Origin of the sequence: Streptomyces sp. NPDC002779, from assembly GCF_042888685.1 — a bacterium.
GTDB lineage: Bacteria > Actinomycetota > Actinomycetes > Streptomycetales > Streptomycetaceae > Streptomyces.
Genome location: NZ_JBIAQC010000006.1, coordinates 437,381 through 462,773 on the forward strand (window position 1 = coordinate 437,381; position 25,393 = coordinate 462,773).

General features: G+C 72.2%; 24 protein-coding genes. 12 read left to right on the plus strand and 12 right to left on the minus strand.

Going from position 1 to position 25,393, the window contains the following annotated elements:
• The first annotated feature begins 32 nt into the window (after positions 1–32).
• A complete protein-coding gene (locus tag ACFYW5_RS20075; RefSeq protein ID WP_389418358.1) occupies positions 33–344 on the plus strand; it encodes a hypothetical protein in 312 nt (103 codons plus the stop codon).
• 78 nt (positions 345–422) lie between these two features.
• Here ACFYW5_RS20075 and ACFYW5_RS20080 read toward each other — a convergent pair whose 3' ends face one another.
• The 4 genes from ACFYW5_RS20080 to ACFYW5_RS20095 all read right to left on the minus strand — a co-directional run bounded on the left by ACFYW5_RS20080 (position 423) and on the right by ACFYW5_RS20095 (position 5,157).
• Positions 423–1,205 (minus strand): hypothetical protein, encoded by a 783-nt coding sequence (locus tag ACFYW5_RS20080; RefSeq protein WP_389418359.1) that lies wholly within the window; start codon positions 1,203–1,205, stop codon positions 423–425.
• Between the two features lie 275 nt (positions 1,206–1,480).
• Positions 1,481–2,701, minus strand: a complete 1,221-nt coding sequence (locus tag ACFYW5_RS20085; RefSeq protein ID WP_389418360.1) for an acetyl-CoA C-acetyltransferase — start codon at positions 2,699–2,701, stop codon at positions 1,481–1,483.
• A 110-nt stretch (positions 2,702–2,811) separates the two neighbouring features.
• Positions 2,812–3,975, minus strand: coding sequence for an acyltransferase family protein (locus tag ACFYW5_RS20090; protein WP_389418361.1), 1,164 nt, complete (start codon positions 3,973–3,975; stop codon positions 2,812–2,814).
• Positions 3,976–4,128: 153 nt separating this feature from the next.
• A complete protein-coding gene (locus ACFYW5_RS20095; RefSeq protein ID WP_389418362.1) occupies positions 4,129–5,157 on the minus strand; it encodes an SGNH/GDSL hydrolase family protein in 1,029 nt (342 codons plus the stop codon).
• Between the two features lie 157 nt (positions 5,158–5,314).
• Here ACFYW5_RS20095 and ACFYW5_RS20100 point away from each other — a divergent pair, with 157 nt between their 5' ends.
• A complete protein-coding gene (locus tag ACFYW5_RS20100) occupies positions 5,315–6,703 on the plus strand; it encodes a cystathionine beta-synthase (protein WP_389418363.1) in 1,389 nt (462 codons plus the stop codon).
• Positions 6,704–7,022: 319 nt separating this feature from the next.
• Here ACFYW5_RS20100 and ACFYW5_RS20105 read toward each other — a convergent pair whose 3' ends face one another.
• Entirely contained in the window at positions 7,023–7,451 is a 429-nt protein-coding gene (locus ACFYW5_RS20105; protein ID WP_389418364.1) for a hypothetical protein, read from the minus strand.
• Positions 7,452–7,616: 165 nt separating this feature from the next.
• Between ACFYW5_RS20105 and ACFYW5_RS20110 the strand changes: the two genes are divergently transcribed.
• The gene (locus ACFYW5_RS20110; protein ID WP_389418365.1) at positions 7,617–8,471 is read left to right on the plus strand and encodes a MurR/RpiR family transcriptional regulator; all 855 of its coding nucleotides are present in this window, start codon (positions 7,617–7,619) and stop codon (positions 8,469–8,471) included.
• A gap of 92 nt (positions 8,472–8,563) precedes the next feature.
• The gene (locus ACFYW5_RS20115; protein ID WP_389418366.1) at positions 8,564–9,145 is read left to right on the plus strand and encodes a hypothetical protein; all 582 of its coding nucleotides are present in this window, start codon (positions 8,564–8,566) and stop codon (positions 9,143–9,145) included.
• 14 nt (positions 9,146–9,159) lie between these two features.
• Here ACFYW5_RS20115 and ACFYW5_RS20120 read toward each other — a convergent pair whose 3' ends face one another.
• The 5 genes from ACFYW5_RS20120 to ACFYW5_RS20140 all read right to left on the minus strand — a co-directional run bounded on the left by ACFYW5_RS20120 (position 9,160) and on the right by ACFYW5_RS20140 (position 13,482).
• Positions 9,160–9,534, minus strand: coding sequence for a hypothetical protein (locus ACFYW5_RS20120; RefSeq protein ID WP_389418367.1), 375 nt, complete (start codon positions 9,532–9,534; stop codon positions 9,160–9,162).
• A 14-nt stretch (positions 9,535–9,548) separates the two neighbouring features.
• On the minus strand, positions 9,549–10,028 hold the full coding sequence (locus ACFYW5_RS20125; protein WP_389418368.1) for a roadblock/LC7 domain-containing protein: 480 nt from the start codon (positions 10,026–10,028) through the stop codon (positions 9,549–9,551).
• Between the two features lie 19 nt (positions 10,029–10,047).
• Complete coding sequence (locus ACFYW5_RS20130) at positions 10,048–11,544, minus strand: hypothetical protein (protein WP_389418369.1); 1,497 nt, start codon at positions 11,542–11,544, stop codon at positions 10,048–10,050.
• Positions 11,541–11,933: a hypothetical protein gene (locus ACFYW5_RS20135; RefSeq protein ID WP_389418370.1), complete on the minus strand. Its 393-nt coding sequence runs from the start codon at positions 11,931–11,933 to the stop codon at positions 11,541–11,543. Before ACFYW5_RS20135 ends, ACFYW5_RS20130 begins: the two co-directional genes overlap by 4 nt.
• 169 nt (positions 11,934–12,102) lie before the next feature.
• Complete coding sequence (locus ACFYW5_RS20140) at positions 12,103–13,482, minus strand: diaminopimelate decarboxylase (protein ID WP_389418436.1); 1,380 nt, start codon at positions 13,480–13,482, stop codon at positions 12,103–12,105.
• 208 nt (positions 13,483–13,690) lie between these two features.
• Between ACFYW5_RS20140 and hutU the strand changes: the two genes are divergently transcribed.
• From hutU to hutI, 4 genes are read left to right on the plus strand one after another with little or no spacing between them, the layout of a single operon-like run.
• The gene (gene hutU, locus ACFYW5_RS20145; RefSeq protein ID WP_389418371.1) at positions 13,691–15,355 is read left to right on the plus strand and encodes a urocanate hydratase; all 1,665 of its coding nucleotides are present in this window, start codon (positions 13,691–13,693) and stop codon (positions 15,353–15,355) included.
• Positions 15,356–15,393: 38 nt separating this feature from the next.
• Positions 15,394–16,596, plus strand: a complete 1,203-nt coding sequence (locus tag ACFYW5_RS20150; protein WP_389418437.1) for an allantoate amidohydrolase — start codon at positions 15,394–15,396, stop codon at positions 16,594–16,596.
• Positions 16,593–17,927 (plus strand): formimidoylglutamate deiminase, encoded by a 1,335-nt coding sequence (locus tag ACFYW5_RS20155; RefSeq protein WP_389418372.1) that lies wholly within the window; start codon positions 16,593–16,595, stop codon positions 17,925–17,927. Before ACFYW5_RS20150 ends, ACFYW5_RS20155 begins: the two co-directional genes overlap by 4 nt.
• A 41-nt stretch (positions 17,928–17,968) precedes the next feature.
• On the plus strand, positions 17,969–19,177 hold the full coding sequence (gene hutI, locus ACFYW5_RS20160; protein ID WP_389418373.1) for an imidazolonepropionase: 1,209 nt from the start codon (positions 17,969–17,971) through the stop codon (positions 19,175–19,177).
• A 106-nt stretch (positions 19,178–19,283) separates the two neighbouring features.
• Here hutI and ACFYW5_RS20165 read toward each other — a convergent pair whose 3' ends face one another.
• Positions 19,284–20,189, minus strand: a complete 906-nt coding sequence (locus tag ACFYW5_RS20165) for an RNA polymerase sigma factor SigF (protein WP_389418374.1) — start codon at positions 20,187–20,189, stop codon at positions 19,284–19,286.
• A 240-nt stretch (positions 20,190–20,429) separates the two neighbouring features.
• Between ACFYW5_RS20165 and ACFYW5_RS20170 the strand changes: the two genes are divergently transcribed.
• From ACFYW5_RS20170 to ACFYW5_RS20185, 4 genes are all read left to right on the plus strand, one after another.
• Positions 20,430–20,807, plus strand: coding sequence for an STAS domain-containing protein (locus tag ACFYW5_RS20170; RefSeq protein ID WP_389418375.1), 378 nt, complete (start codon positions 20,430–20,432; stop codon positions 20,805–20,807).
• A 224-nt stretch (positions 20,808–21,031) separates the two neighbouring features.
• Positions 21,032–21,547 carry an ATP-binding protein gene (locus tag ACFYW5_RS20175; protein ID WP_389418376.1) on the plus strand — a complete coding sequence of 172 codons (516 nt, stop codon included), beginning with the start codon at positions 21,032–21,034 and terminating at the stop codon, positions 21,545–21,547.
• A gap of 168 nt (positions 21,548–21,715) precedes the next feature.
• Positions 21,716–22,411, plus strand: a complete 696-nt coding sequence (locus tag ACFYW5_RS20180; RefSeq protein WP_389418377.1) for an LPXTG cell wall anchor domain-containing protein — start codon at positions 21,716–21,718, stop codon at positions 22,409–22,411.
• A gap of 233 nt (positions 22,412–22,644) precedes the next feature.
• Positions 22,645–23,592: a hypothetical protein gene (locus ACFYW5_RS20185; RefSeq protein ID WP_389418378.1), complete on the plus strand. Its 948-nt coding sequence runs from the start codon at positions 22,645–22,647 to the stop codon at positions 23,590–23,592.
• A gap of 68 nt (positions 23,593–23,660) precedes the next feature.
• Here ACFYW5_RS20185 and ACFYW5_RS20190 read toward each other — a convergent pair whose 3' ends face one another.
• Positions 23,661–25,157, minus strand: a complete 1,497-nt coding sequence (locus ACFYW5_RS20190) for an oligopeptide:H+ symporter (RefSeq protein ID WP_389418379.1) — start codon at positions 25,155–25,157, stop codon at positions 23,661–23,663.
• Positions 25,158–25,393: the final 236 nt, after the last annotated feature.

The window sequence follows — 25,393 nt, forward strand, 5'->3', positions numbered from 1 at the left end:
AACAGTGCGGGTGCTGCGCGTACGGTTGCGGCGTGGTGGATACGACGCGTCTGACCCGGGCTGTTGATCACTTCGCCGACCGTTTGCGGGCGGCGCCGCAGTCCCGGTTGCAACGGGGGGCGGCGGCGGAGGCGCTGGCGCTCGCTCGGGAGTTGGCCCGGCGGGCGCAGGTTCTGGAGGCGCCGGGGGTTGAGCCCCGGGTGATGCCGGATGCGGGGATGTTCGCGGCGGCTGATCAAATGACGGTTGCCGTGCATGACTTGGGCCTCGTGCTGTCGGACGAGGCCCAGGTGGATGAGGCGATGGAGTTGGTGGCGGAGGCGCAGAAGAGGGCGGGGGTCTAGGGCTCTTTGCGTCTGCGGCGGGGGTGGGGGCTGGTCGCGCAGTTCCCCGCGCCCCTGCGGAGTCCCAGGACCCCGCGCCTACATGCTCGCTATGACCCTGTCGGCCAGGATGTACACGTTTTCCTCGCCGCAGGCGAAGGTCAGGGTGTACGCGCCCGAGATGCCCGAGCCGCCCAGCAGGACCGGGGTCTGGCCGGTGCGCAGGGCCTGGGACAGGCGTTCCGCTGTTTCGCGGTGGCCCGGGGTCATGCACAGGGTGGTGCCATCGGCGAAGACGTAGACGTCGAGGGTGCCGAGCGGGCCCGGGCGGACGTCGGTCAGTTCGGTGGCCGAGGCGGCCAGGTCCTCCAGGGCGGCGACCGTACGCTCATGGTCGTTCACGACCGGTGACTGCACCGGCACGAAGTCCGGGTGCGAGGGGTGCCGGCGGCGGGCCGCGGCCAGTTCCGGGGAGTCCCCGGCGAACTCGTCGGCGTCCGCGGACGCCTCGGCCACCGGCTCCAGGGGCTCCAGGCCCACGAAGTCGGCCTGCCGGGGCAGGAACAGCTCGCTGTCGGTCAGGCCCAGCAGCGTGGGGGCGTCGGAGGTGTCGCGCGCCTCCTGGGCCGCCCAGAACGCACGCGCCTCCGCGAGCTCGCGCTCACGCTCCTCGGCCAGGGCCTCGGCCACCGCGGCGCGTATCTCGTCGGTGTCCGCGGACAGACGGGCGGCGGGCACCCGGCCCCGGGCCGCCGCCGCGTTGCTCGCGGCGAGCTCGGTGTGCAGGGCCGCGACCTGCCGGCGCAGCACCAAGAGCGTGCGCAGGACGGCGACGCCCACGGCGCCGGTGGCTGCCGTGGTGAGCAGGAGGGCAATCGGCATGGCGCTCACTGACGTACTCCCGGTTCAAAGTCGACCCCCGACTTCCTACATCAGCTTGAAGGGCGGACTAACCAGCTGTCAGTGCGTAACGTCACGAATCGGACAGGACTTTGGGCCTGGCGGGGGTCGTGAAAGCGCGTCTGACCTGCGTAGATCCCTCAACGGAGGGAGATAGGTCACATCCTGGGGGAGATTGGATCACAAATAGGCCCAGAACCGGGGTGATTGCCGGGTTCTGGGCCTATGGGTCACTCAGGGTCCCGCGACGGCTACGGTCAGCTCAGGCGCTCGATGACCATGGCCATGCCCTGGCCGCCGCCGACGCACATCGTCTCCAGACCGAACTGCTTGTCGTGGAACTGGAGGGAGTTGATCAGCGTGCCGGTGATGCGGGCGCCGGTCATGCCGAAGGGGTGGCCGACGGCGATGGCGCCGCCGTTGACGTTCAGCTTCTCCAGCGGGATGCCCAGGTCGCGGTAGGAGGGGATCACCTGCGCGGCGAACGCCTCGTTGATCTCGACCAGGTCGATGTCGTCGATGGACAGACCGGCCCGGCGCAGCGCCTGCTGCGAGGCCTCGACCGGGCCGAGGCCCATGATCTCGGGGGACAGGCCCGAGACGCCGGTCGACACGATGCGGGCGAGCGGGGTGAGGCCGAGCCGGCGGGCCTTGGTGTCGCTCATGATGACGAGCGCGGCGGCACCGTCGTTCAGCGGGCAGCAGTTGGCGGCGGTGACCATGCCGTCGGGGCGGAAGACGGGCTTGAGGCCCTGGACGCCCTCCAGGGTGACTCCGGCGCGCGGACCGTCGTCCTTCGCGACGACCGTGCCGTCGGGGAGGGTCACCGGGGTGATCTCGCGCTCCCAGAAGCCGTTCTTGATGGCTTCCTCGGCGAGGTTCTGCGAGCGGACGCCGAACTCGTCCATGTCCTGGCGGGTGACGCCCTTCCAGCGGGCGAGGTTCTCGGCGGTCTGGCCCATCGCGATGTAGGCGTCCGGGACGAGACCGTCCTCACGCGGGTCGTGCCAGGTCGTGCCCTCCTGCTGGGCGACGGCCTCGGTACGGGCCTCGGCCTCGGCGAAGAAGGGGTTGTGCGTGTCGGGCAGCGAGTCGGAGTTGCCCTTGGTGAAACGGGAGACCATCTCGACACCGGCCGAGATGAAGACGTCGCCCTCGCCGGCCTTGATGGCGTGCAGGGCCATGCGGGAGGTCTGGAGCGAGGAGGAGCAGTACCGGGTGACGGTGCAGCCGGGGAGGTGGTCCATCCCCATCTGTACGGCCACGATCCGGCCGAGGTTGTTGCCCTGCTCGCCGCCGGGCAGCCCGCAGCCGAGCATCAGGTCGTCGATGTCCCGCGGGTCGAGCTCCGGGACCTTGGCGAGGGCGGCCTGGATGATCGTGGCGGTGAGATCGTCCGGGCGCAGGTCCTTGAGGGAGCCCTTGAAGGCGCGGCCGATGGGGGAGCGGGCGGTCGAGACGATCACGGCTTCGGGCATCACGGCTCCATTGGCGTCCGGGGCAGAGGGCTGGTTGGGAAGTTACCTGTACGTAAGCCATCGGTCACGGCCATCAGGGTGTGATGCGGAACTCTTTTCCAAGCGCTTGCTTAGGGTGTACGGCGGGGGCCGAGTACGGAGGCGGGCGGCGGGGTGGAGCCCCGGTCGGCAACGGGCTCGACCGCGGGAGCCGGTGTGGGCGCGGGCCCCGGGGTGGGGGTCGGTGTTGATGTGGTCGGTCGGGTCGGGGTGGGGGTCAGGAGCCATGTCGCTGTCGGGCGGGTGAGGGGGCGGGCCAGGCGGCGGACGAAGGGGGAGGCGAGGAGGGCTGTGAGCAGGACCCCGCACAGGACCAGCGCCACCAGCTCCACCGGGGTGTTCGCGCGGGCGATCAGGCCCTTCTCGCGCAGCGGGAGGATGACCAGGGGGTGCAGCAGATAGACGGTGAACCCGCCCGCCCCGAGCGCCGACACGAAGGGCACCTTCCGCCTCGGCATCAGCCGCAGCAGGCACAGCACCAGCGCCGCCGCCGAGACCAGTACCGCGAGGCGGATCAGCCAGGCGCCCTCCATGCCCAGCGGGGTGTCCGCCTGGTAGGCGTGCCGCATCGACAGCCAGTGCCCCTGGATGTCCCGGTGCCACAGCACCGCCACGGTGATCGAGCCGAGCACTCCGGCGACCGCGGCCGGCAGGCTCCACCGGCTCTCGAACCAGTCCCGGAGCATGCCCTGGCCCAGGCGCCAGCCGAAGTAGAAGAGCGGCAGGTAGACCAGGGTCCGGCTGGCGGAGAACTGGAGCCCGAACTCCTCGACGTACCCGAGCGCGAGCGCCACCGCGGTGGTGACCAGCAGCGGATGGCGCAACTGGACCACCAGCGGCAGCAGCAGCCGCCAGCAGAACAGCGACATCAGGAACCACAGCGTCCACGGCAACTGCGCCACATGCAGATCGAGCGGCCCGCCCAGCGCCTTCCTCTCCAGCGAGAACAGCACGCTGAAGATCAGCGCGGGCAGCACGATGCTGGTCAGCAGGGTGCGCAGCCGGCGCGGCCCGAGCGGCCCCGCACTGCTGAAGACACCGGCCAGCACCACGAACGCGGGAACCCGGAAGGCCCAGGCCGCCACATGGAAGACATGCAGCGAGTCGTGCCGGGCCATGATGCTGCCCACGGTGTGCAGGACCACGATCAGTGCGGCGGAGACGACCCGGGCGTTGTCCCACCAGGGGTCACGGGTCCGGTCCTGGCCGGTGGACCTCGGAAACGGCTTTTCCATCGCGGGGGCGTGCTCCTGACAGCGGCATGACAGCGAAAGCACACCTTCGCGAAAGCCGGGGGTGATCCGGTGACGCCGGACCGCTCGGGGGGTGAACGGTACGTGTACGGAAGGCGGCCCCCGGAGTAGGGCCTGAGAAGGACCGCCTCCGCTTCACACCCCGGACGCGCTGGTGGGCGACGGTTCCGCCTCCCCGACCCGCCGCCGGCGCCTGCGCTTGAGCAGCGCCCACGGGCCCCGGGGACCGCTCGGCATCGCCGCCGCGACCTCCGTACCCGCCTCGGACGCCGCCTCCGCCGCGGCCCGGGCCACCGGCAGGAAGCCCTCGCGGCGGGAGACGTCCGGGCGCTCCTCGTCCGCCGGCCACAGGCCGAGGGCCGCGCAGACCGTGGGCAGGACCGCCATCGCCGCCGTGGCGTACCCCTCCGCCGAGGGGTGGTAGCTGTCCGGGCCGAACAGCTCGCGCGGGTTGGCCGCGAACTCCGGACCCAGCAGGTCGCCCAGCGAGACCGTACGGCCGCCCTGCTCGACGACGCCGATCGTCTGCGCGGCCGCGAGCTGACGGGAGACCCGCCGGGCCAGCCAGCGCAACGGCTGCTGGACCGGCTCGATGGTGCCGAGGTCGGGACAGGTGCCCACGACCACCTCGGCGCCGGCCGTGCGCAGCCGCCGTACCGCCGTGGCCAGACAGCGCACCGACCGGGTCGGTGGCATGCGGTGGGTGACGTCATTGGCGCCGACCATGATCACGCAGATGTCGGGCACCCGGCGAGGATCCGCCAGCGCCAGCGCCACCTGCCGTTCCAGGTCGTCGGAGGTGGCCCCGGGCAGCGCGACATTGCGCAGCTCCACCGGCCGTTCCGCCACCGCCGCCAGTCCCGACGCCAGCAGCGCGCCCGGCGTCTGCCCGGCCCGCCGTACGCCCTGCCCCGCCGCCGTGGAGTCACCCAGCAGCATCAAACGCAGCGGCGGCTCGCCCACGGCGGCGTACCCGCTGCCGTACACACCCTCCGCGCTCGGCGCGTGCGGGGCCGTGCCGTTGCCCACCGCCCGCTTGGCCAGCTGGACCTCGGCCAGCATCAGACCCACGGCGGCCGCGCCGGCCAGACCGATCCCGCCACCGCCGTATGCGGCACCGGCCGCGATCCGCCGGGCCACCCTCGCCCTCGACATGCTCGTCATGCCTCGCCGCCACCTCCTCGAACCCGTACATCCACTCCTTGCCCCGCACGGACCGTGGCCCAATCCCAACGGGGAGTGAACGACCGTCATGGCGGGCGTGGAGCCCCTAGGCTGGCGATATCACTGACGACATCTTTTGCAGCATCCGGAGACAACGGTGCAATTCCACGACTCGATGATCAGCCTCGTCGGCAACACCCCGCTGGTGAGGCTCAACAGCGTGACCAAGGGCATCAAGGCGACCGTCCTGGCCAAGGTGGAGTACTTCAACCCGGGCGGTTCCGTGAAGGACCGGATCGCCCTGCGCATGATCGAGGCCGCCGAGGAGAGCGGCGCGCTCAAGCCCGGCGGCACCATCGTCGAGCCGACCAGCGGCAACACCGGGGTCGGGCTCGCCATCGTGGCCCAGCAGAAGGGCTACAAGTGCATCTTCGTGTGCCCCGACAAGGTGAGCACCGACAAGATCAATGTGCTGCGGGCCTACGGGGCGGAGGTCGTCGTCTGCCCGACCGCCGTCGACCCCGAGCACCCGGACTCCTACTACAACGTCTCCGACCGGCTGGTCCGGGAGACGCCGGGCGCGTGGAAGCCGGACCAGTACTCCAACCCCCACAATCCGGCCTCGCACTACCACTCCACCGGTCCCGAGCTGTGGGAGCAGACCGAGGGCCGGATCACCCACTTCGTGACGGGCGTCGGCACCGGCGGCACCATCTCCGGCACCGGCCGCTATCTGAAGGACGCCAGCGACGGCAAGGTCAAGGTCATCGGCGCCGACCCGGAGGGCTCGGTCTACTCCGGCGGCTCGGGACGGCCGTACCTCGTCGAAGGCGTCGGTGAGGACTTCTGGCCGACCGCCTACGACCGCACGGTCGCCGACGAGATCGTGGCGGTCTCCGACAAGGACTCCTTCCAGATGACCCGCCGCCTCGCGAAGGAGGAGGGCCTGCTGGTCGGCGGCTCCTGCGGGATGGCCGTGGTGGCCGCGCTGCGCGTCGCCGAGCGGCTCGGGGAGGACGACGTGGTCGTCGTCCTGCTGCCGGACAGCGGCCGCGGCTACCTCAGCAAGATCTTCAACGACGAGTGGATGGCCGACTACGGCTTCCTGGAGGACGAGGGCCCCAGCGCCCGCGTCGCCGACGTGCTGAACGACAAGGAGCACGGCGCCATCCCGTCCCTCGTCCACATGCATCCCGACGAGACCGTCGGCCAGGCCATCGAGGTGCTGCGCGAGTACGGCGTCTCGCAGATGCCGATCGTCAAGCCGGGCGCGGGCCACCCGGACGTGATGGCCGCCGAGGTCGTCGGCTCGGTCGTGGAACGCGAGCTGCTCGGTGCCCTGTTCAGCAAGGCGGCCTCGCTGGAGGACCCGCTGGAGAAGCACATGTCGGCCCCGCTGCCGCAGGTCGGTTCCGGTGAGCCGGTGGGCGACCTGATGTCGGTGCTCGGCACGGCGGACGCGGCGATCGTCCTCGTCGAGGGCAAGCCCACCGGAGTGATCAGCCGTCAGGACCTGCTGGCCTTCCTCGCCAAGGGCGGGAAGTAGCGGCGAACGTCCGGTGAACTGCGCGTGTCGGCGGCGAACTTGCGGTGATCAGCAGCCTTCGCGCCTTCGTGGAAGTGGTACGAGCGCGTCACGTCCGCGCAGCACCCGCTTAACACGCGTACGGCACATTGGTGGATGTCGGCAGGGCGGGAGCGGCTCCCCGCCCCGGCCGGCGCCGAACGTCCAAGGACCTCCGGAGCGGCTCCCGGACCTCCATGGACGCCGGACGTGAGACCTGGCCCGACCCGGTCGACGTCCTTCGCGGGGACCGCCGTCGTCCCGCCCCCCGGCAACGGGGGTGCGGCGGTCCCCGCGCATATCACTCCCAGTCGCTGTCCTTGCGCGCCTTGCGGCGGCGGAACAGGTCCGGATGAGTGCGGGCCGCCTGGACCACGTTCACCCCGACGATGCCGGCCCACGCGACCAGCAGGCCGGGCAGGTGGGCCACCCCGCCGCCGATGCCGGACAGCGGGATCGCCAGGACCAGCGAGACGATGCCGAAGCCGAAGCGCTCGCCCCAGGAGTCCGTCGGCTTCGGTGACCGGGAACCCCGGGCCACCACCATCTGCTGCTCGGCGAGCTGCCGGCGCACCCTGCGCTCGACCGCCCCGTCGATGCGCTGGTCGACCTTCTCCAGGAACGAGTCGACCAGCGCGGACTCGTACTCCTCACCCAGCTCCCTGCGTGCTTGCAGGGTGGCGTCGAGTTCCTTCTTCAGCTCGGGGTCCCGCATGTCCATTCCGGTCATGGGATCCACGGTAGAAAGCCGCGACGCGGGCCGCACTGGGGTTAGCCCCCCTGTTCGCCCGGGGGCGGCCCCGCGTGTGCGTCGCTTGCCCAGCTGTATGACGTCATGCAGAGTTCTCACTGTCTGAATAGGTGGGCGCGCTGAGATCTGGAGGGGGAGCGCGGCATGAGCGAGGACAGGAACACGGGGGACACCCCGGCGGCACGGCTGCAAGCGCTCTTCGAGGGGCACCGGCTGACGCCGACCCAGCGGCGCATCGCGCACAGCATGGTGCGCCGGGCCGCCGAGGTGCCCTTCCTCTCCAGTGTCGAACTGGCCGAACTCGCCGGTGTCAGCCAGCCGTCGGTGACCCGTTTCGCCGTCGCCCTCGGCTTCGACGGCTACCCCGCCCTGCGCAGGCATCTGCGCGAGGTCGCGCCCGCCGAACCGGCCACCGCCCCGGGCGCGTTCAACGAGTACCAGCAGGCCGTCGAGGCCGAGATCGAGAACCTGCGGCATCTCGCGGAGCTGCTCGCCGACCCGCGTCCGGTGCGGCGGGCGGGCCGGCTGCTGGCCGCCTCCCGGCCCCTGCCGGTGCTCGGACTGCGCGCGGCGGCCTCCCAGGCGTACGGCTTCGCCTACTTCGCCGCCAAGGTCCATCCGGACGTCCGGCTGCTGCACGAGGGCGGCACGATGGTCCACGACCGGATCGACGCCTGCGTGCGGGCGGGCGCCACGGCGCTGCTCTGCTTCGCGCTGCCCCGGCACCCGCGCGAGGTCCTGGACACCCTCGGCTACGCCAAGGAGGCCGGGCTGACCGTGGTGACGGTCGCCGACTCCGCCTTCGCGCCGGTCGCCAAGGCCTCCGACCTGCTGCTGCCCGCGGCGGTAGGCACCGGGCTCGCCTTCGACACCGCCTGCGCCCCGATGCTGCTCGGCCGGGTCCTGCTGGAGGCCATGTGCGACGACCTGCCGGACGCCCAGGCACGGCTGGAGGAGTTCGACGCGCGGGCCGCGGCGCGGGGGCTGTTCGTGGAGTGAGATTTTCCCGCGTCTTCTAAGACAGGTCTCACGTAAGCCCGTTACCCTCCCGCCACTGCGAGTTCGACTTCGAGGCGATTGGGAGGCGGAACGTGGCACGCGGAGGTCAGGGGCTGGCTCGGGTGGCCGTCGTCGTACGGGCCGGAGCGGCACCGATGTGGTGGCTCGGGGTGTGCGCGGCCGGGATCGGCGTACTGCTGCCGGGTCTGACCGGACGCCGGATCGGGGGGCTGGCGGGCGCGGCGCTGTTCCTCGTCACGACGGCGGTCGTGGCGTACCGGCGGCGCGGGCGGTACGGCGCCCTCATGCGCGGGGCGGCCCGCGCGGGCAAGCACGATGTGCTCCAGGATCGCGCGGTGACCGTACGGAACTGGCGCCGGGGCCATCGCTGGTGGCTGCTGCTGGCCTTCGTGGCCGCACTCGGCAGCGCGTTCGCGGTGCCCGTGGCGGGCGGGATGCTGCTCGCCGGGGCGGGCGCCGGGCTCTGGCTGAAGTCCGCCTGGATCGGCCGGTGCGAGCGGGCCGAGGACACGCTGCTGTGGGTGCGGGTGGACTGGCTCGTCGCCGGCGGGCGGCCCGCCGGGCAGGCCGTCAAGTCCTACCGCGACACCGGCATCGCGGCGGGCGACGCGGCCCCGGGTGGGGCCCGCCGCCGCGCCGACGCGCTGGTGTAGGCCGGGGGCCGGGGTCAGACCTCCAGGTCCTGCTCGATCCTGCGCAACTGGTGGCGTGCCATCGCCAGGTTGGCGCGTTTGGCGTCGAGCACCAGGTACATGAACAGGCCGTTGCCGCTGCGGCCGCTGAGCAGCCGGATCAGGTGGTACTGGTCGGACAGGGTGATCAGGATGTCCTCGATCTCGGCCTTGAGACCCAGGTGTTCCATGGTGCGCATCTTGGCGCGCACGACGTCGGTGTTGCCGGCGGCGGCGACGTTCAGGTCGAAGCTCTTGCCGCCGCCCATGGTGCCCAGGGCCATGCCGGTGGTGTAGTCGACGAGCGCGACGCCGGTGGCGCCCTCGATGGAGGTCAGCGCCTCTTTGAGCGAGGTCTCGGTGTTGGCCATGACGGAACTTCCTCTCAACTCTCGGTGGTGGTGCGCGGTGGGGTGGTGGACGGGGTGCGCCGGTCGCGCGGGACCTTGGCCCGCGCGGGCGCCCTGGTGGGGGTACGGGGTCTGCTGTCGGCTGTGAGTCCGTCGACGAGCTCCCCGATCCGGGTGGCGGCGCGGCGGCCCTCCAGATGGAGACGGCCGACGCTGACGTCGTCCCGGGCGAGCAGGGTCAGTACGGCGCCCTCGCCCGCCGCGTACGTCGCCACATAGCCGTCCCGGCCGCGGAAGAGCAGTTCGCGCAGCTCGCCGCGGCCGGTGGCGTCGGTCAGCCGCACGGCCACGCCCAGCGCGGCGGCGGTGAGCGCGGCCACGCCCTCCGGTTCCACGCCGGGGGTGTCCTCGGCGACGACCAGACCGTCCACGCTGGCCGCGAGGGAGCCGGTCAGCTGGGGGATGCGGGCTCGGAGCCGGTGCAGCTCGTCGAGTATGGGCGCCTCGGCGGCCATCAGATTTCTCCTCTGTCGGTCAAAGGGCCTCCAGCGCATCCCGGACTCTCTTCAGCAGGGCGACGTCGGGGTCATCGGGCGCCAGCCGCTCGGCGGGAGCCGGGGGGCGGGGACGAACGGGGAGCGACGGGGGATCGGCGGGGTGCGAGCCCGCCTGCTGCGGCGCCGGTCCCGGGTCGGGGCGGTCGGGGCGCGTGCGTGCGGGTGCTGGTCTGCGGTCGGAGGGCTCGGGGCGGGCCCGTTGCGGTGCCGGTCCCGGGTCGGGGCGGTCGGGGCGCGTGCGTGCGGGTGCTGGTCTGCGGTCGGAGGGCTCGGGGTATGCCCGTTGCGGTGTCGATCCCCAGTCCGGGGGATCGGGGCGGGGTCGGTCTGCTGTCGGTCCCCAGTCCGAGGGCGCGGGGCGGGCCTGGTCCGGTGTCGGCTCCCGGTCCGGGGGCTGGGGGAGTGTCCGTTGCGGTGCCGGTCCCCAGCCCAAGGGCTCGGGGCGGGCCGCCGGTCCATCGTCCGGGGGTTGGGGGCGTGTCCGTGTCGGTGCTGGTCCCCGGTCGGAGGGCTCGGGGTGGGCCGGTGCTGGTCCCCAGTCCGAGGGTTCGGGGTGGACCCGTTGCGGTGCTGGTCTCCGGTCGGAGGGCTCGGGGTGGGCCGGTGCTGGTCTCCGGTCGGGGGGTTCGGGGTGGACCCGTTGCGGTGCCGGTGCGCGGTCCGGGGGCTCGGGGCGGGGCCGGTCTGCTGCCGGTCCCCGGTTCGGGGGCTCGGGGTGGGTCGGTGTGGGGCTGCGGTCCGAGGGGGCGGGGTGGGGGGTCAGGACGCCCGCTGCTGCCAGGCGGCGTATGTCCACCAGGGTGTGGAAGGCCGGGCGGCCCAGGGCGCGGGCGATGTCCGTCGCCGTACGCGCGCCGTCCAGCAGGGCCACGACCGCGCGCTGGCGAGCGGTGAGCGGAGTGCGGGGCGGGTCGGCACGGGTGAGGGGCGCGCTGTCGGTGCCGGGGTCGGGCCAGATGCGGTGCAGCAGGTCACGGCGGCGCAGGGTCTCGCGCTCCACGGCGGCCACCGGCACCGGGCGCACCGGGCCGAGCCAGTGCCCGGCGCCGTAGCGGAAGCGGCCCGGGGTGCTGCTGGGCGCGAGGGCGAAGTAGGCGGCGTCGTAGAGCGCGCCCAGGTGGCACAGCTCCAGTGTGCCGGGGGTGAGCCGGCCGCTGTCGACGAGGAGGCGGGCGGCGCCGTGCAGGTCGTCGGCGCGGGCGACGGCGTCCTGCCAGACGGCGGTGTCGAGGGTGCCGTGCGCGGTCAGCAGGACGTCCAGGCCGGGGGCGGCGGGGCTCTCGGCGTGCACCACCCGGCCCTCCGCGAGATACAGCGTGCCGCACTCGCGCAGCAGGACGCCGGTGGCCCGCTCGGCGGCGAGCCGGCTCAGCATCGGCGACAGTCCGCGCGGCGCCCGCTCCCCGGCCGTGCTCCGGTCCCGGGACGGCAGCCGGGGCGGCAGGCCCGCCGGGGTGGCCCTCAGCGCGGTCATCCCAGCACCAGCCGTCCGGCCAGCTCACCGAGCCGGATCCGGGCCAGGGCGAGATTGCCCTCCTCGCGGCCCAGCCACAGATGCAGGAACACACTGCTGTCGAAGGACGTCCACACGAACCGCAGCACGTGATAGCTGTCCCGGTTGGACAGGATCAGATCCTCGACCGGCGGTTCGGTCTCCGCGCCGGCGTCGGCCGGTGCGAACGCCCGGTGCTCGGCGGCCAGCCGGGCCAGCTCCGCCGCCTCCGCCGCGCTCGCCTCCGGGTCACCGCCCGGCGACTCGCCCACCGTGCCCAGGGCCAGGCCACTGGTCCAGTCGACCAGCGCCGCCCCCCGTGCTCCGGGCAGCTGCATGGCCTCCAGCAGACACTCGTCGATTCCGGGCACCGTGGCTCCCCTCCTGCCTGCGGTTCGGCTGAGTAACGCCGAAACTACGCAACGTGTGAGCGACAGGTGAGGCTTCTGGCATTTTCCAGTGGAACATGCGCGAGAGGACTAAGGTGGGTCAACTGGCCCTGTATCCAGACCTGTTGAACCGCAGCTCCGCCGGAGTGCGTCAAGGGCGCCCGGGTGTGCCCAGGGTGGTGAGGGCGGCGGCGTGCGCCCCTCCGGATTCGGCCACGATCGCGTCGATGCTCTGCGGCTCCCGCACCGTCGCGAAGGCCACGCCCCCGGCCCCGTCCGGCGCGAAGCCGTACACCCCGGGCCGGGCCAGGGAGTTGTAGGCGTAGTGGTGCGCGAAGTAGTACGCGCCCGTGTCCAGCGCCGCCACCAGGTCCCCCTGCTCCAGCCGCGGCAGCGCCCGCGCCTCGGCCAGCAGATCCCCGGCGAAGCAGGCGGGACCGGCCACGTCCTGGATCACCTCGGCGCCCGCCTTCGGCCGCCCCTTCGCGTCGTACCCGGCGATCCTGAGCGGCCACGCCCCCGGCGCGTACACCGTCCGCGTCGCCACCTGCACGCCCGCGTGCGTCACGGCGACCGGCCGCCCGCCCGCGCTCTTGGTGTACTCCACCCGCGCCAGCACCGTCCCGTGCTTGGCCAGCAGCGACCGCCCGAACTCGGTCACCAGCCCGTACCGCCCGTCGAACAGCCCCGGCACCGCCTCGCTCAGCAGCCGCGCGTACTGCGCGTACGTCGGGGTCGTCAGGTCCGAGGCGAAGTTCACCGGCAGCCCGCCGCCGATGTCGATCGTGTCGATCTGCCGCCGCCCGATCCAGTCGTTGATCTCCTCGGCCAGCTGGTACGTCTCCGCCACACCCCGCGCCATCAGCGACAGCGGCACGCCCTGGGACCCGGTGTGCGCGTGCAGCCGGGTCAGCCACGGGCGTTCCCGATACGCCCGCACCACCCACTCCCGCGCCCCCTCGTCGCGCAGCGCCACCCCGAACTTCGAGGTCGCGGTCGCCGTCGACAGCGCCTCGATGGCCCCGGCGCCCACCTGCGGATTGACCCGGATCCCGAGCGGGGAACTGCTCGGCGCGGACCTCATCAGGGCGTCGATACGGTCCAGCTCCTGCGGATTGTCGGCGTTGACGGCGATCCCGAGCGCCAGCGCCTCCCGCAGCTCGGCCGGTGTCTTCGCGGGCGAGTCCAGCACCGTGCGCTCCGGTGGCAGCCCGGCCGCGCGCGCCAGCGCCAGCTCGCCCGGACTCGCCACCTCGGCGCCGATTCCGGCCTCGTGCAGCAGCCGCAGCACCGGCACCAGCGGGGTCGCCTTGACCGCGAAGGCGTGCAGCACCGGGGTGCCGGGCGCGGTGACCGCGTCGAACGCCGCCCGCAGCCCGGCCGCCGCCTCCCGGATGCCGGTGACGTCCAGCAGGCCCACGATGGGGGCGTCCGGCCCCAGCAGCCCCTGCTCCACGGCGGCCCGCACCGCCTCGTCCCGGCGCGCCGCCCGCTCGTCGTCGCCCGTGCGCCCGTCCCTGACCTCGTCCACCGCGTCCCCCGTCGTGTCGTTCCCCGTGACCACGTATCCAGACAAACATCCGCGGCGCGGCCGCGCTGGCGCACGGACGTATTGACTAGCTCTATTCATGACGCCAGGATGTGAATAGCGAACCAAAATCAGGCACCGACAATCCGGCGCCGCCAATCCGGCATCCGGCACCGACAATCCGCCGGCACCACCCGCTAGGAGGCAGACCATGTCAGGACCCCGCCCCGTACGAGCGCCGCGCGGTACGGAACTGAGCGCCCTGGGATGGCAGCAGGAAGCCGCCCTGCGGATGCTGCAGAACAACCTCGACCCCGAGGTCGCCGAGCACCCCGACAAGCTCGTCGTCTACGGCGGCACCGGCAAGGCGGCCCGCGACTGGCGCTCCTTCGACGCGATGGTGCGCACGCTGCGGGGGCTGAAGCAGGACGAGACGATGCTCGTGCAGTCCGGCCGCCCGGTCGGCGTGATGCAGACCCACGAGTGGGCCCCGCGCGTCCTCATCGCCAACTCGAACCTGGTCGGCGACTGGGCCAACTGGGAGGAGTTCCGCCGCCTGGAGCAGCTCGGTCTGACCATGTACGGCCAGATGACCGCCGGCTCCTGGATCTACATCGGCACCCAGGGCATCCTCCAGGGCACCTACGAGACCTTCGCCGCCGTCGCCGCGAAGAAGTTCGGCGGCACCCTCGCCGGGACGATCACCCTCACCGCGGGACTCGGCGGCATGGGCGGCGCCCAGCCGCTCGCCGTCACCATGAACGACGGCGTCGCGATCTGCGTCGACTGCGACCCGCGCGCCATCGAGCGCCGCATCGAGCACCGCTACCTCGACGTCCGCGCCGACTCCCTGGAGCACGCCCTCCAGCTCGCCGTCGAGGCCCGGGACGCCCGCCGCCCGCTCTCCATCGGCCTGCTCGGCAACGCCGCGGAGCTGCTGCCGCGCATGCTCGCCGAGGGCGCCCCCGTCGACATCGTCACCGACCAGACCTCGGCCCACGACCCGCTGGCCTACCTGCCCGCCGGTGTCGACTTCGACGACATGGCCTCCTACGCCGCCAAGGACCCGGCCGGTTTCACCACCCGCGCGCGGGAGTCCATGGCACGGCACGTCGAGGCGATGGTCGGCTTCATGGACGCCGGCGCGGAGGTCTTCGACTACGGCAACTCCATCCGCGGCGAGGCCCGGCTCGCCGGGTACGACCGGGCGTTCGCCTTCCCCGGCTTCGTACCCGCCTACATCCGGCCGCTGTTCTGCGAGGGCAAGGGCCCCTTCCGCTGGGCCGCGCTCTCCGGTGACCCGGCCGACATCGCCAAGACCGACAAGGCGATCCTGGACCTCTTCCCCGAGAACGAGTCCCTCGCCCGCTGGATCAAGATGGCCGGTGAGCGCGTCCACTTCCAGGGCCTGCCCGCGCGCATCTGCTGGCTCGGCTACGGCGAGCGGGACAAGGCCGGTGAGCGGTTCAACGACATGGTCGCGAGCGGCGAGCTGGCGGCGCCGCTCGCCATCGGCCGGGACCACCTCGACTGCGGTTCCGTCGCCTCCCCGTACCGCGAGACCGAGGCCATGCTCGACGGCTCCGACGCGATCGCCGACTGGCCCCTGCTCAACGCGATGGTCAACGTGGCCTCGGGCGCGTCCTGGGTCTCCCTCCACCACGGCGGCGGCGTCGGCATGGGCCGCTCCATCCACGCAGGCCAGGTGACGGTCGCCGACGGCACGAAGCTGGGCGGGGAGAAGATCCGGCGGGTACTGACCAACGACCCCGGCATGGGCGTCATCCGGCACGTGGACGCGGGCTACGACATCGCCGAGTCCGTGGCGGACGAGCGGGGCGTGCGGGTCCCGATGCGCGAAGGTGACCCGGCGTGAGCGGACAGACCGTACCGGGCGGCAGCTCCTTCCACTCCATGTGGCGCGAGCTGCTCCCCATCGGCCGGCACCCCGACTCCCGCGGCTATCGCCGCTACGCCTGGACCGGGGCCGACACCGAATGCCGGGCCTGGTTCCGGGCCCAGGCCGAAGCCCGGCACCTGACCTACGAGGTCGACCGGAACGGCAACCAGTGGGCCTGGCTCGGGGATCCCGCCGCCGGGGACGCCGTGGTCACCGGCTCGCACCTCGACTCCGTGCCCGACGGCGGGGCCTTCGACGGCCCCCTCGGCGTGGTCTCCGCCTTCGCCGCCCTGGACGAACTCCGCCGCCGCGACGCGCACCTGGGCAAGCCGCTCGCCGTCGTCAACTTCGGGGACGAGGAGGGCGCCCGCTTCGGGCTGGCCTGTGTCGGATCCAGGCTGGCCTCCGGACAGCTCACCGCCGCCCAGGCCCACCGGCTCACCGACGGCGACGGCGTCACCCTCCCGCGGGCCATGGAGGCCGCCGGGTACGACCCCGACGCCATCGGGCCCGACCCCGAGCGGCTGGCCCGGATCGGGGCCTTCGTCGAGCTCCATGTCGAGCAAGGCCGGGCGCTCGACCTGACCGGGGACCCGGTCGGCGTCGCTAGCGCCATCTGGCCGCACGGGCGGTGGCGGTTCGACTTCCGGGGCGAGGCCAACCACGCCGGCACCACCCGGCTGGCGGACCGGCGCGACCCCATGCTGTCGTACGCCGAGACCGTGCTCGCCGCCCGCCGGGAGGCCGAACTCGCCGGCGCCGTCGCCACCTTCGGCAAGATCTCGGTCGAGCCGAACGGCGTCAACGCCATCCCCTCCCTCGTGCGCGGCTGGCTGGACTCCCGCGCCGAGGACCAGACCACCCTCGACACCGTCGTGGGCGGCATCGAGAAGGCCGCCCGTGAGTACGCCGACGCCCACGGCATCGCCCTCGACGTCGTGCGGGAGTCCTTCACGCCCGTCGTCGAGTTCGACCACGCCCTGCGCGACGAACTCGCCCGCATCCTGGGCACGGACACCGGCCTCACCGTGCCCGTCCTCGGCACCGGCGCCGGACACGACGCCGGAATCCTGTCCGGGACCGTCCCGACCGCCATGCTGTTCGTGCGCAACCCCACCGGCGTCTCGCACTCCCCGGCCGAGTTCGCGGCCGAGGACGACTGCGTGACCGGGGTGCTCGCCCTCGCCGACGTACTGGAAGGACTGGCCCGCACGTGACACGGACGTACTGGCTGGAGCACGCCTGGCTCGGCACCCATGTCGAGCCCGGCGTCGCGATCGACATCGGCGACGGGCGGATCACCGCCGTCCGCCAGGGAACCGAAACCCCGCCGCCCGGCGCCGAGATCCTCCGCGGTCTCACCCTCCCCGGGCTGGCGAACGCCCACTCGCACGCCTTCCACCGCGCCCTGCGCGGCACCGTCCAGGTCGGCTCCGGCACCTTCTGGACCTGGCGCGAGGTCATGTACGCGACGGCCGACCGGCTCACCCCCGACAGCTACCACGCCCTCGCCTGGGCCGTGTACGCCGAGATGGCGCTGGCCGGGGTGACCTCCGTCGGCGAGTTCCACTACCTCCACCACGCCCCCGGCGGCACCCCGTACGCCGACCCCAACGCCATGGGCGAGGCCCTCATCGCGGCCGCCGCCGACGCCGGTATCCGGATCACCCTCCTCGACACCGCCTACCTCTCCTCCGGCTTCGGGCAGCCGCCCGACGCCCACCAGCTCCGCTTCTCCGACGGCAGCGCGGACGCCTGGGCCGAACGCTGTTCAGTTCTCAAGCAACGGGATCACGCGCGGATCGGGGCGGCCGTCCACTCCGTACGGGCCGTACCCGCCGACCAGTTGGCGACCGTGGGCCGGTGGGCCGAGGAGCGGCGGGCCCCGCTGCATGTGCACCTGTCCGAGCAGACCGCCGAGAACGACGCCTGCCGCGCCGCCCACGGCTGCACCCCCACCCAGCTCCTCGCCGAGCACGGCGTCCTCGGGCCCCGCACCACCGCAGTCCACAACACGCACCTGACGGACGAGGACATCGCCCTCATCGGCGGCAGCGGCACCGGCACCTGCATGTGCCCGACGACCGAGCGGGACCTCGCCGACGGCATCGGGCCGGCGGCCGCCCTGCAGCGCCAGGGCTCCCCGCTCAGCCTCGGCTCCGACAGCCACGCCGTCATCGACCTGCTCGAAGAGGCACGCGCGATGGAGCTCAACGAGCGCCTGCGCACCCGCACCCGCGGCCACTGGACCGCCGCCGCCCTGCTCCGGGCCGCCTCCGCGGACGGCCACGCGGCGCTCGGCTGGGACGAGGCCGGCGCGATCGGGACCGGCTCCCTCGCCGACCTGACGACGGTCGCGCTGGACTCGGTCAGGACAGCGGGGCCGCCGCCCGCGCTGGGAGCCGAGACAGCCGTATTCGCCGCGACGGCAGCGGACGTACGGCACACGATCGTGGGCGGGCGGCACGTCGTACGAGACGGCGCCCACGCCCTCGTACCGGATGTGCCGCAAGCCCTCGCGCGGGCCGTCGAAGCCCTCCGCGCCTGACGACCACCCACCAGGACGCCATGTCCACCCACGAGGACGCCATGAGCAGCACTGTCATCACCAACATCGCCACGCTGGTCACCAACGACCCCTCCCTCGGATGGGGGTCCCCCCGCTCGAGCAAATTCGAGAGTGGGGGAAGGTCCCCCCTCGGCCTGATCCAGGACGCGGCTGTCGTCATCGACGGCGACCGCATCGCGTGGACCGGTGAATCAAGCAAAGCACCCGCCACTGACAACCGGGTCGACGCCGGGGGCCGGGCCGTCCTCCCGGGCTTCGTGGACTCCCACTCCCACCTGGTCTTCGCGGGCGACCGCACGCAGGAGTTCAACGCGCGCATGTCAGGCCGCGGTTACACGGCCGGCGGCATCCGCACCACCGTCGCCGCCACCCGCGCCGCCTCGGACGAGGAGCTGGAGCACAACCTCACCCGCTATCTCGCCGAGGCCCTCCGCCAGGGCACGACCACGTTCGAGACCAAGTCGGGGTACGGCCTGACCACCGAGGACGAGTCCCGCGCCCTGCGCATCGCCGCCGCCCACACCGAGGAGGTCACCTACCTCGGCGCCCACATCGTCTCCCCCGACTACGCCGACGACCCGGCCGGCTATGTCGCCCTCGTCACCGGCGAGATGCTCGACGCCTGTGCGCCGTACGCCCGTTGGATCGACGTCTTCTGCGAGAAGGGCGCCTTCGACGGGGACCAGGCCCGCGCGATCCTCACCGCCGGCAAGGCCAGGGGCCTGCACCCCCGCATCCACGCCAACCAGCTCTCCTACGGCCCCGGCGTCCAGCTCGCCGTGGAGCTCGACGCGGCCAGCGCCGACCACTGCACCCACCTCACCGACGCCGACGTGGAGGCGCTGGCCGGCGGGAACACCGTCGCCACCCTGCTCCCCGGCGCCGAGTTCTCCACCCGCGCCGAGTGGCCGGACGCCCGCCGCCTCCTCGACGCGGGCGTCACCGTCGCCCTGTCCACCGACTGCAACCCTGGCTCGTCCTTCACCTCGTCGGTGCCCTTCTGCATCGCGCTGGCGGTACGGGACATGGGGATGACGCCGGACGAGGCGGTCTGGTCGGCCACGGCGGGCGGTGCCGCGGCCCTGCGCCGCACGGACGTCGGCCGCATCACGCCGGGCGCCCGCGCCGACCTCGTCCTCCTCGACGCCCCGAGCCATGTGCACCTGGCCTACCGGCCGGGCGTGCCCCTGGTCACCGGCGTGTGGCACAAGGGCGTACGCGCCCTCTGAACCACCCGCAGGCGTACCTCGGAACAGCGGGCAGGCAGCAGAAAAGCCGAGGGGCCCCGTTCCCATGGGAACCGGGCCCTCGGCAGGTACGGCACGAGGACGGCCGTCACTCCTCGACCGTCAGCCCCTTGCGCAGTTTCACCAGCGTCCGGGCCAGCAGCCGGGAGACGTGCATCTGCGAGATGCCGAGCTCCTCACCGATCTCCGACTGGGTCATGCCCGCGACGAACCGCAGGGACAGGATCGTGCGGTCCCGGGACGGGAGTCCGGCGATCAGCGGCTTCAGCGACTCGATGTACTCGATGCCTTCGAGCCCGTGGTCCTCGTAGCCGATGCGGTCGGCGAGCGCGCCCTCGGAGTCGTCCTCCTCCGGCTGGGCGTCCAGCGAGGAGGCGGTGTACGCGTTCGACGCCGCCATGCCCTCGACGACCTCTTCCTTGGTCAGACCCAGGCGCTCGGCGAGCTCGGCCACCGTCGGGGCGCGGTCGAGCTTCTGGGCGAGTTCGTCGCCCGCCTTGGCCAGGTCGAGCCGGAGTTCCTGGAGTCTGCGCGGCACCCGCACGGACCAGGAGGTGTCCCGGAAGAAGCGCTTGATCTCACCCACGATGGTAGGCATCGCGAAAGTGGGGAACTCGACTCCACGGCTGAGCTCGAAACGGTCGATCGCCTTGATCAGGCCGATGGTGCCGACCTGGATGATGTCCTCCATGGGCTCGCTGCGGGAGCGGAAGCGGGAGGCGGCGAACTTGACCAGCGCGAGGTTGAGTTCGACGAGCGTGTTGCGGACGTACGCGTACTCGTGGGTCCCTTCCTCCAGCGACTCCAGGCGCTGGAAGAGGGTCTTGGACAGGGCCCGTGCGTCCACCGGCCCCACCTCGTCGTACGGGGGTATCTCCGGCAGACCGGCGAGTAGGTCGTCCTGCTCGATGGGTTTCAGATGTTCCGTGGGGGAAGCCGACGTCGCTGCGGGGGTATGCGATGCGTCGAGCCGGGGTGACATGATGTCCTCCATCGTTCTCGGCATATGGCTGCCGATGCCAATGCGTGCACTGCGGTGTGCGGCGCCTCCAAAGCCGGCCGTGTCGGTTTTCGTGTCTCTACTAGCCCTACCCGGTTTCCTGAGGACATCGCAAGTGCGTTCTGTTGTGAAATGTCCGTTTACGGGTGGATGTTCGGGTGTCGGTGGGCGCGCGGAAGGCGTAATGTTCGAGGGCGTCAGTCAGCAGCCAGGACGTCGGGAGTGAGACACGGCATGGACCGCGGGACAGTCGGCAGCGCACAGTCTGGCCGACTTCTGGTGGAGGTGCGGGAAGAGGGCTCCAGTGCCGTCGTGACCCCCGTAGGTGAGTTGGATCACCACACCGCCGATTTGTTGCGTGAGCCACTCGAGGAGTGCCTCGCGAAGGGTTTCAGCAGGTTGGTCGTCGACTGTGCGCGGCTGGACTTCTGTGACTCGACAGGACTCAATGTGCTGCTCGGTGCCCGTCTCAAGGCGGAGGCCGCCGGGGGTGGCGTCCATCTCGCGGCGATGCAGCCGGTGGTCGCCAGAGTGTTCGAGATCACCGGGGCGGAGGCGGTTTTCACCCTCCACGACAGCCTCGAAGCCGCGCTGACCGACGAGGCCGGCTGACGGTGATGGCGCCCCCTCGCGCCGCACCCGCCGCCTCTTGTGGAACGCCACTCTCCGGACGTCACGTGATTCGTACCGAATACAGGGGTGTTTCGCCGGTCTGCTCGGGCAGGAGACACCCTGGACATGTCGCCGTCATGGCGGCGCGGGTAGTCGTCGAGCGGACCTCTGCAGTGAGTGACTCCTTCCAACGTGAACTGGTGAATCGGTGAGGTGAAGCGCTGATGAGCACCACCCGGCCCTACTCGCCGGGCGACCGCGGCCCCGAGCCCAGCGGCGCTTCCGGGGCGTCCGACGGGGGCGCGCCCGTGCCGTCCGAACCGGTGACGGGCCCGCAGGTCCGCAGCCTCGACCTCGTCGGGCAGAGCGGAGTCGTGCCGCTCGCCCGTGACTTCACCCGGCAGGCGCTGTACGCGTGGGGCTGGCTGCCGGCCGACGGGGCCGACCAGCGGGCCGCGGCGGAGGATGTGCTGCTGGTCGTCTCCGAGCTGGTCACCAACGCCTGCCTGCATGCCGAGGGGCCGGAACAGCTCCGGATCAGCTGCGACAACAAGGTCATCCGGCTGGAGGTCTCCGACGGGGGCGCGGGCCAGCCGGCGCCCCGCACCCCGCACCGCGCCAGCCGTCCCGGCGGCCACGGCATGTTCATCGTGCAGCGGCTCTGCCTGGACTGGGGGGTCGTACGGGCCCCGGGAGCCACCGGCAAGACGGTCTGGGCGGAGCTGGGAGCTCCCGCCTAGGCGTTACCCCGGGTTATCCGCTGGCCATCGCCTCCACCGCATCCTTCTTCCGTGCGCGCCGGATCGTCACAACTCCGGCGCGCATCGTGTCTTCCCTCCTCTCGGCCCCGGGCGTACCTTGACGGCCGATCTGATGTGCCGTCAGGAATCGAGAGGGAGCGGGATACCGTGTCGTACCGGAAACGAAGCGCCGCACTCGCGTCCGCCGCGGCCCTGGCCGGCTCGGCGGTGCTGATGGCCGCCCCCGCCGCCCGGGCCGAGGTCGTCGACGTCAACTACCAGTGCAAGACGCCGATCGGTGACAAGAGCGCCGTCTCGCCCATCGACATCAAGAGCGCCGAGAGCGGCGACGGCTACAAGATCACCATGTCCTGGCGGAAGGGAGTCTCCTCCAGCCCGGTCGAGCTGGGCAAGGGGGCGATGAACCCCAGCGCCACCATCGAGCTGGGCGGCGCCGAGAGCGGCACCGTGAGGGTGACGGGACCGGCGAACCAGGAGGCCGTTCCGGCCAACACCCCCATCAAGATCAGCGACCTGACCGGCACCTACACGCCGAAGAAGTCCGGCGAGGTCACCTTCACCCCGGGGGTGCTCACCATCGAGGCGCTCGGCACGACGACCACGTGCACCCCGTCGAACGGCCCCGGCCCCGCGCTGACGCTCGACGTGACGGCGGCGGGCGGCGGTGCCGACACCGGCTCCCCGGAGAACGGCTCCCCGGAGAACGGCTCCGGCTCCGAACTCCCGCAGACCGGCCCCGAGGACTCGGCCGTCGCCCTCGGCACCCTCGGCGGCACCGTGCTCCTCACGGGCGCGGCGGGCGCCCTGTGGCTGACCCGGCGCCACCGGACGGTACGGCGCTGAAGTCCTCGTACGACTGTGTGACGGTGCGGCGCTGAACCCCTCGTATCGCCTGGAGCCGCCCATGTCGCCGACTGCCCGGGTCCTGACCCCCGCCCCGCTGCTCCCGCCGGTGGTGGCGCCCTGGCACGCGGGGTGGCGACCGCAGCCCTCTTCCTCGTACGACGTCACCGGCGCCGTAGCGAGGGTGTGGCCGAACCGCCCTGTGCGGACACCGAGTTGACGGGAGAGGTGCGGTGAACGGCAAGGTGCGGATCCCGGCGCTGCTCGTCCTGCTGCTGGTGCTGTCGGCGGTGCCCGTCTCGGCCGCTGATCCACCCACCGTGGGACTCTCCGACTCCCAGGCGGGCACCGGGGGTTCGGTCACCGTCACCGGGGAGGGCTGGCGGCCCCGGGCGCTGCTGATGATCCTGATCTGCGGGCAGTCGGCGCCCTCGACGGGGGTGACCGGGGGCACCGATTCCTGTGCTAACGCGGATGGCCGGGCCGTGACGACCGACGCCGAGGGCCGGTTCAGCCGGAAGGTGCCGGTGGCCGAGCCGCCGGTGCCGTGTCCGTGCGTGGTGCACGTCGCCACGGTCGAGGGCGCGCGGGCCGAGGCCGACGCCGCCTTCCAAGTGGCCGGGCACGCGGTCGAACCACTGCCCGCGGACGCGTCCGGCGGACGCCTCGCCGTCCTCACCGACACCCGCCTCGACGGCTCCGGCTCCCTGCTGACCTGGTTCGGCGCCGCGCCCTCCCGCACGCTCGTGTTCACGGTCGGCAATGTCGGCACCTCGGCCGTGCGGGACCCGGTCTTCCAAGTCGGCACCTCCCGCGGAGTGTTCGCCCCGGAGTGGCAGGAGCAGCGGTGGCGCGGCACGATCCGCCCCGGCGGCAAGGCGCGCGTCGAGCTGCCCGTGGAACTGGCCGCCGGGGCGCACGGCGGCTACACCGTCTCGCTGAAGTACGGCGGCAAGGTCATGGCCGAACAGCCCTGGGACGTGGGCCGCCCCTGGGGTGTGACCCTGTTCTGGGTCCTGGTCTGCCTGGTCGTGCCGGCCGCGCTGTTCCGCGCCGGTATGGCCGCCGTGGACCGGCTACGGCCCCGCCCGCACCGCCGCCGCCACGGGCTGCGCCTGCCGGGGCTGAAACCGCGCCGGCAGGCCAGGCACGCGATGTCCCCCACCGGTCCCCGTACCTGAAGGGGGCAAAGCAAAGGGGCCGCCGCGACCCAGCTGGGTCGCGGCGGCCCCGAGCGCCGCGGGCACCGTCAGTGCACGCCGCCCATGAGCTCCTTGACCCTCTTGCGGTACATCCACACCGCCACACCGGCGGCGACCGCGAGGGTCGCCTCCAGAGCGACGACGCCCGTCTTGTTCAGGTCGACCCCTGCGATGGACAGCAGCCCCGTCGTGGCGTCACCGGCGGTGACCGCGAGGAACCACACGCCCATCATCTGCGAGGCGTACTTCGCCGGCGCCATCTTCGTCGTCACCGACAGACCCACCGGGGACACCAGCAGCTCACCGACGGTCTGCACGAAGTAGATCGCCACCAGCCACATCGCGGCCGCCTTGTGACCGCCCCCGGCGATCGACAGCGGGGCGAGGAACAGGAAGAAGGACGCGCCGACCAGGACCAGACCCGAGGCGAACTTCACGACCGTGCTCGGCTCCTTGCCGCGCCGGTTCAGCGCGAGCCAGAACCAGGCGAAGACCGGCGCCAGCGCCATGATCAGGACCGGGTTGACCGACTGGTACCAGGAGACCGGGAACTCCCAGCCGAGCACGCTGTTCTCGGCCGAATTCTTGGCGAAGATCGACAGGGTCGAGCCGCCCTGGTCGTAGATCATCCAGAAGACGGCCGCGGCGACGAAGAACCAGATGTACGCGGACATCGACTTCTGCTCGGTGCGGTCCAGGTCCTTGTCGCGCTTTATGCGGACCAGGACCATCGTCGGGATGATCACGCCGAGGAGGGTCAGCGGGACCAGGATCCAGTTCAGCGTGTAGCTGCCGGAGAAGCCGACGACGGCGTAGAAGACCACGGCGATACCGGCCCAGATCGCGGCCTTGCGCAGCGTGGAGGACTTCTCCGCGGCGGACAGCGGCGTCGGGACGACGCTGGAGCGCTCCGCGAGGTGGCGGCTGCCGATCAGGAACTGGGCGAGGCCGAGCGCCATGCCGAGCGCGGCGAGCGCGAAGCCCAGGTGCCAGTTCACGCTCTCGCCGATGGTGCCGATGATCAGCGGCGCGGCGAAGGCACCCAGGTTGATGCCCATGTAGAACACGGTGAAGCCACCGTCGCGGCGCGGGTCGTCCGGGCCGTCGTAGAGGTGGCCGACCATCGTGGAGATGTTGGCCTTGAGCAGACCGGAGCCGATGGCGACCAGGCCCAGACCGGCGAAGAAGGTGCCCGAGGAGGGCAGGGCCAGCGTGAGGTGGCCCAGCATGATCACCGCACCGGCGACCGCGACGGTCTTGCGCGGACCCCAGACCCGGTCGCCGAACCAGCCGCCGGGCATGGCCAGCAGGTACACGAGCGACACGTACACGGAGTAGATCGCGGTGGCGGTGGCCGCGTCGAGGTGGAGACCACCCGGCGCCACGAGGTACAGCGGGAGCAGAGCCCTCATGCCGTAGTAGGAGAACCGCTCCCACATCTCGGTCATGAAGAGAGTGGCCAGTCCGCGGGGGTGGCCGAAGAAGGTCTTCTCGGAACCGGGGGTGCCCGGGGTGACCGAGTCCTTCGTCAGGCTGGACGCCATGGTCGTTCCTTGCTGGTCGGGACGCGCGGGGAGAGCGTTGCGCGCCCGGTGGGGGGCGGCCGGCACCGGCGAGGCGGGCCGTCCACCCCACGCCCAGGGGAGTCCGCTCCGGGTCACGGAGCGACGGACGCCGACCACCGGGATCCACGCCCCGTCCTTGGGGCCCGGCCACAGGTCATTCCTTCGGGCTGGTGGAAACCAGCCCGCACACAGAAGAGACCCTCAGCGACGAATGC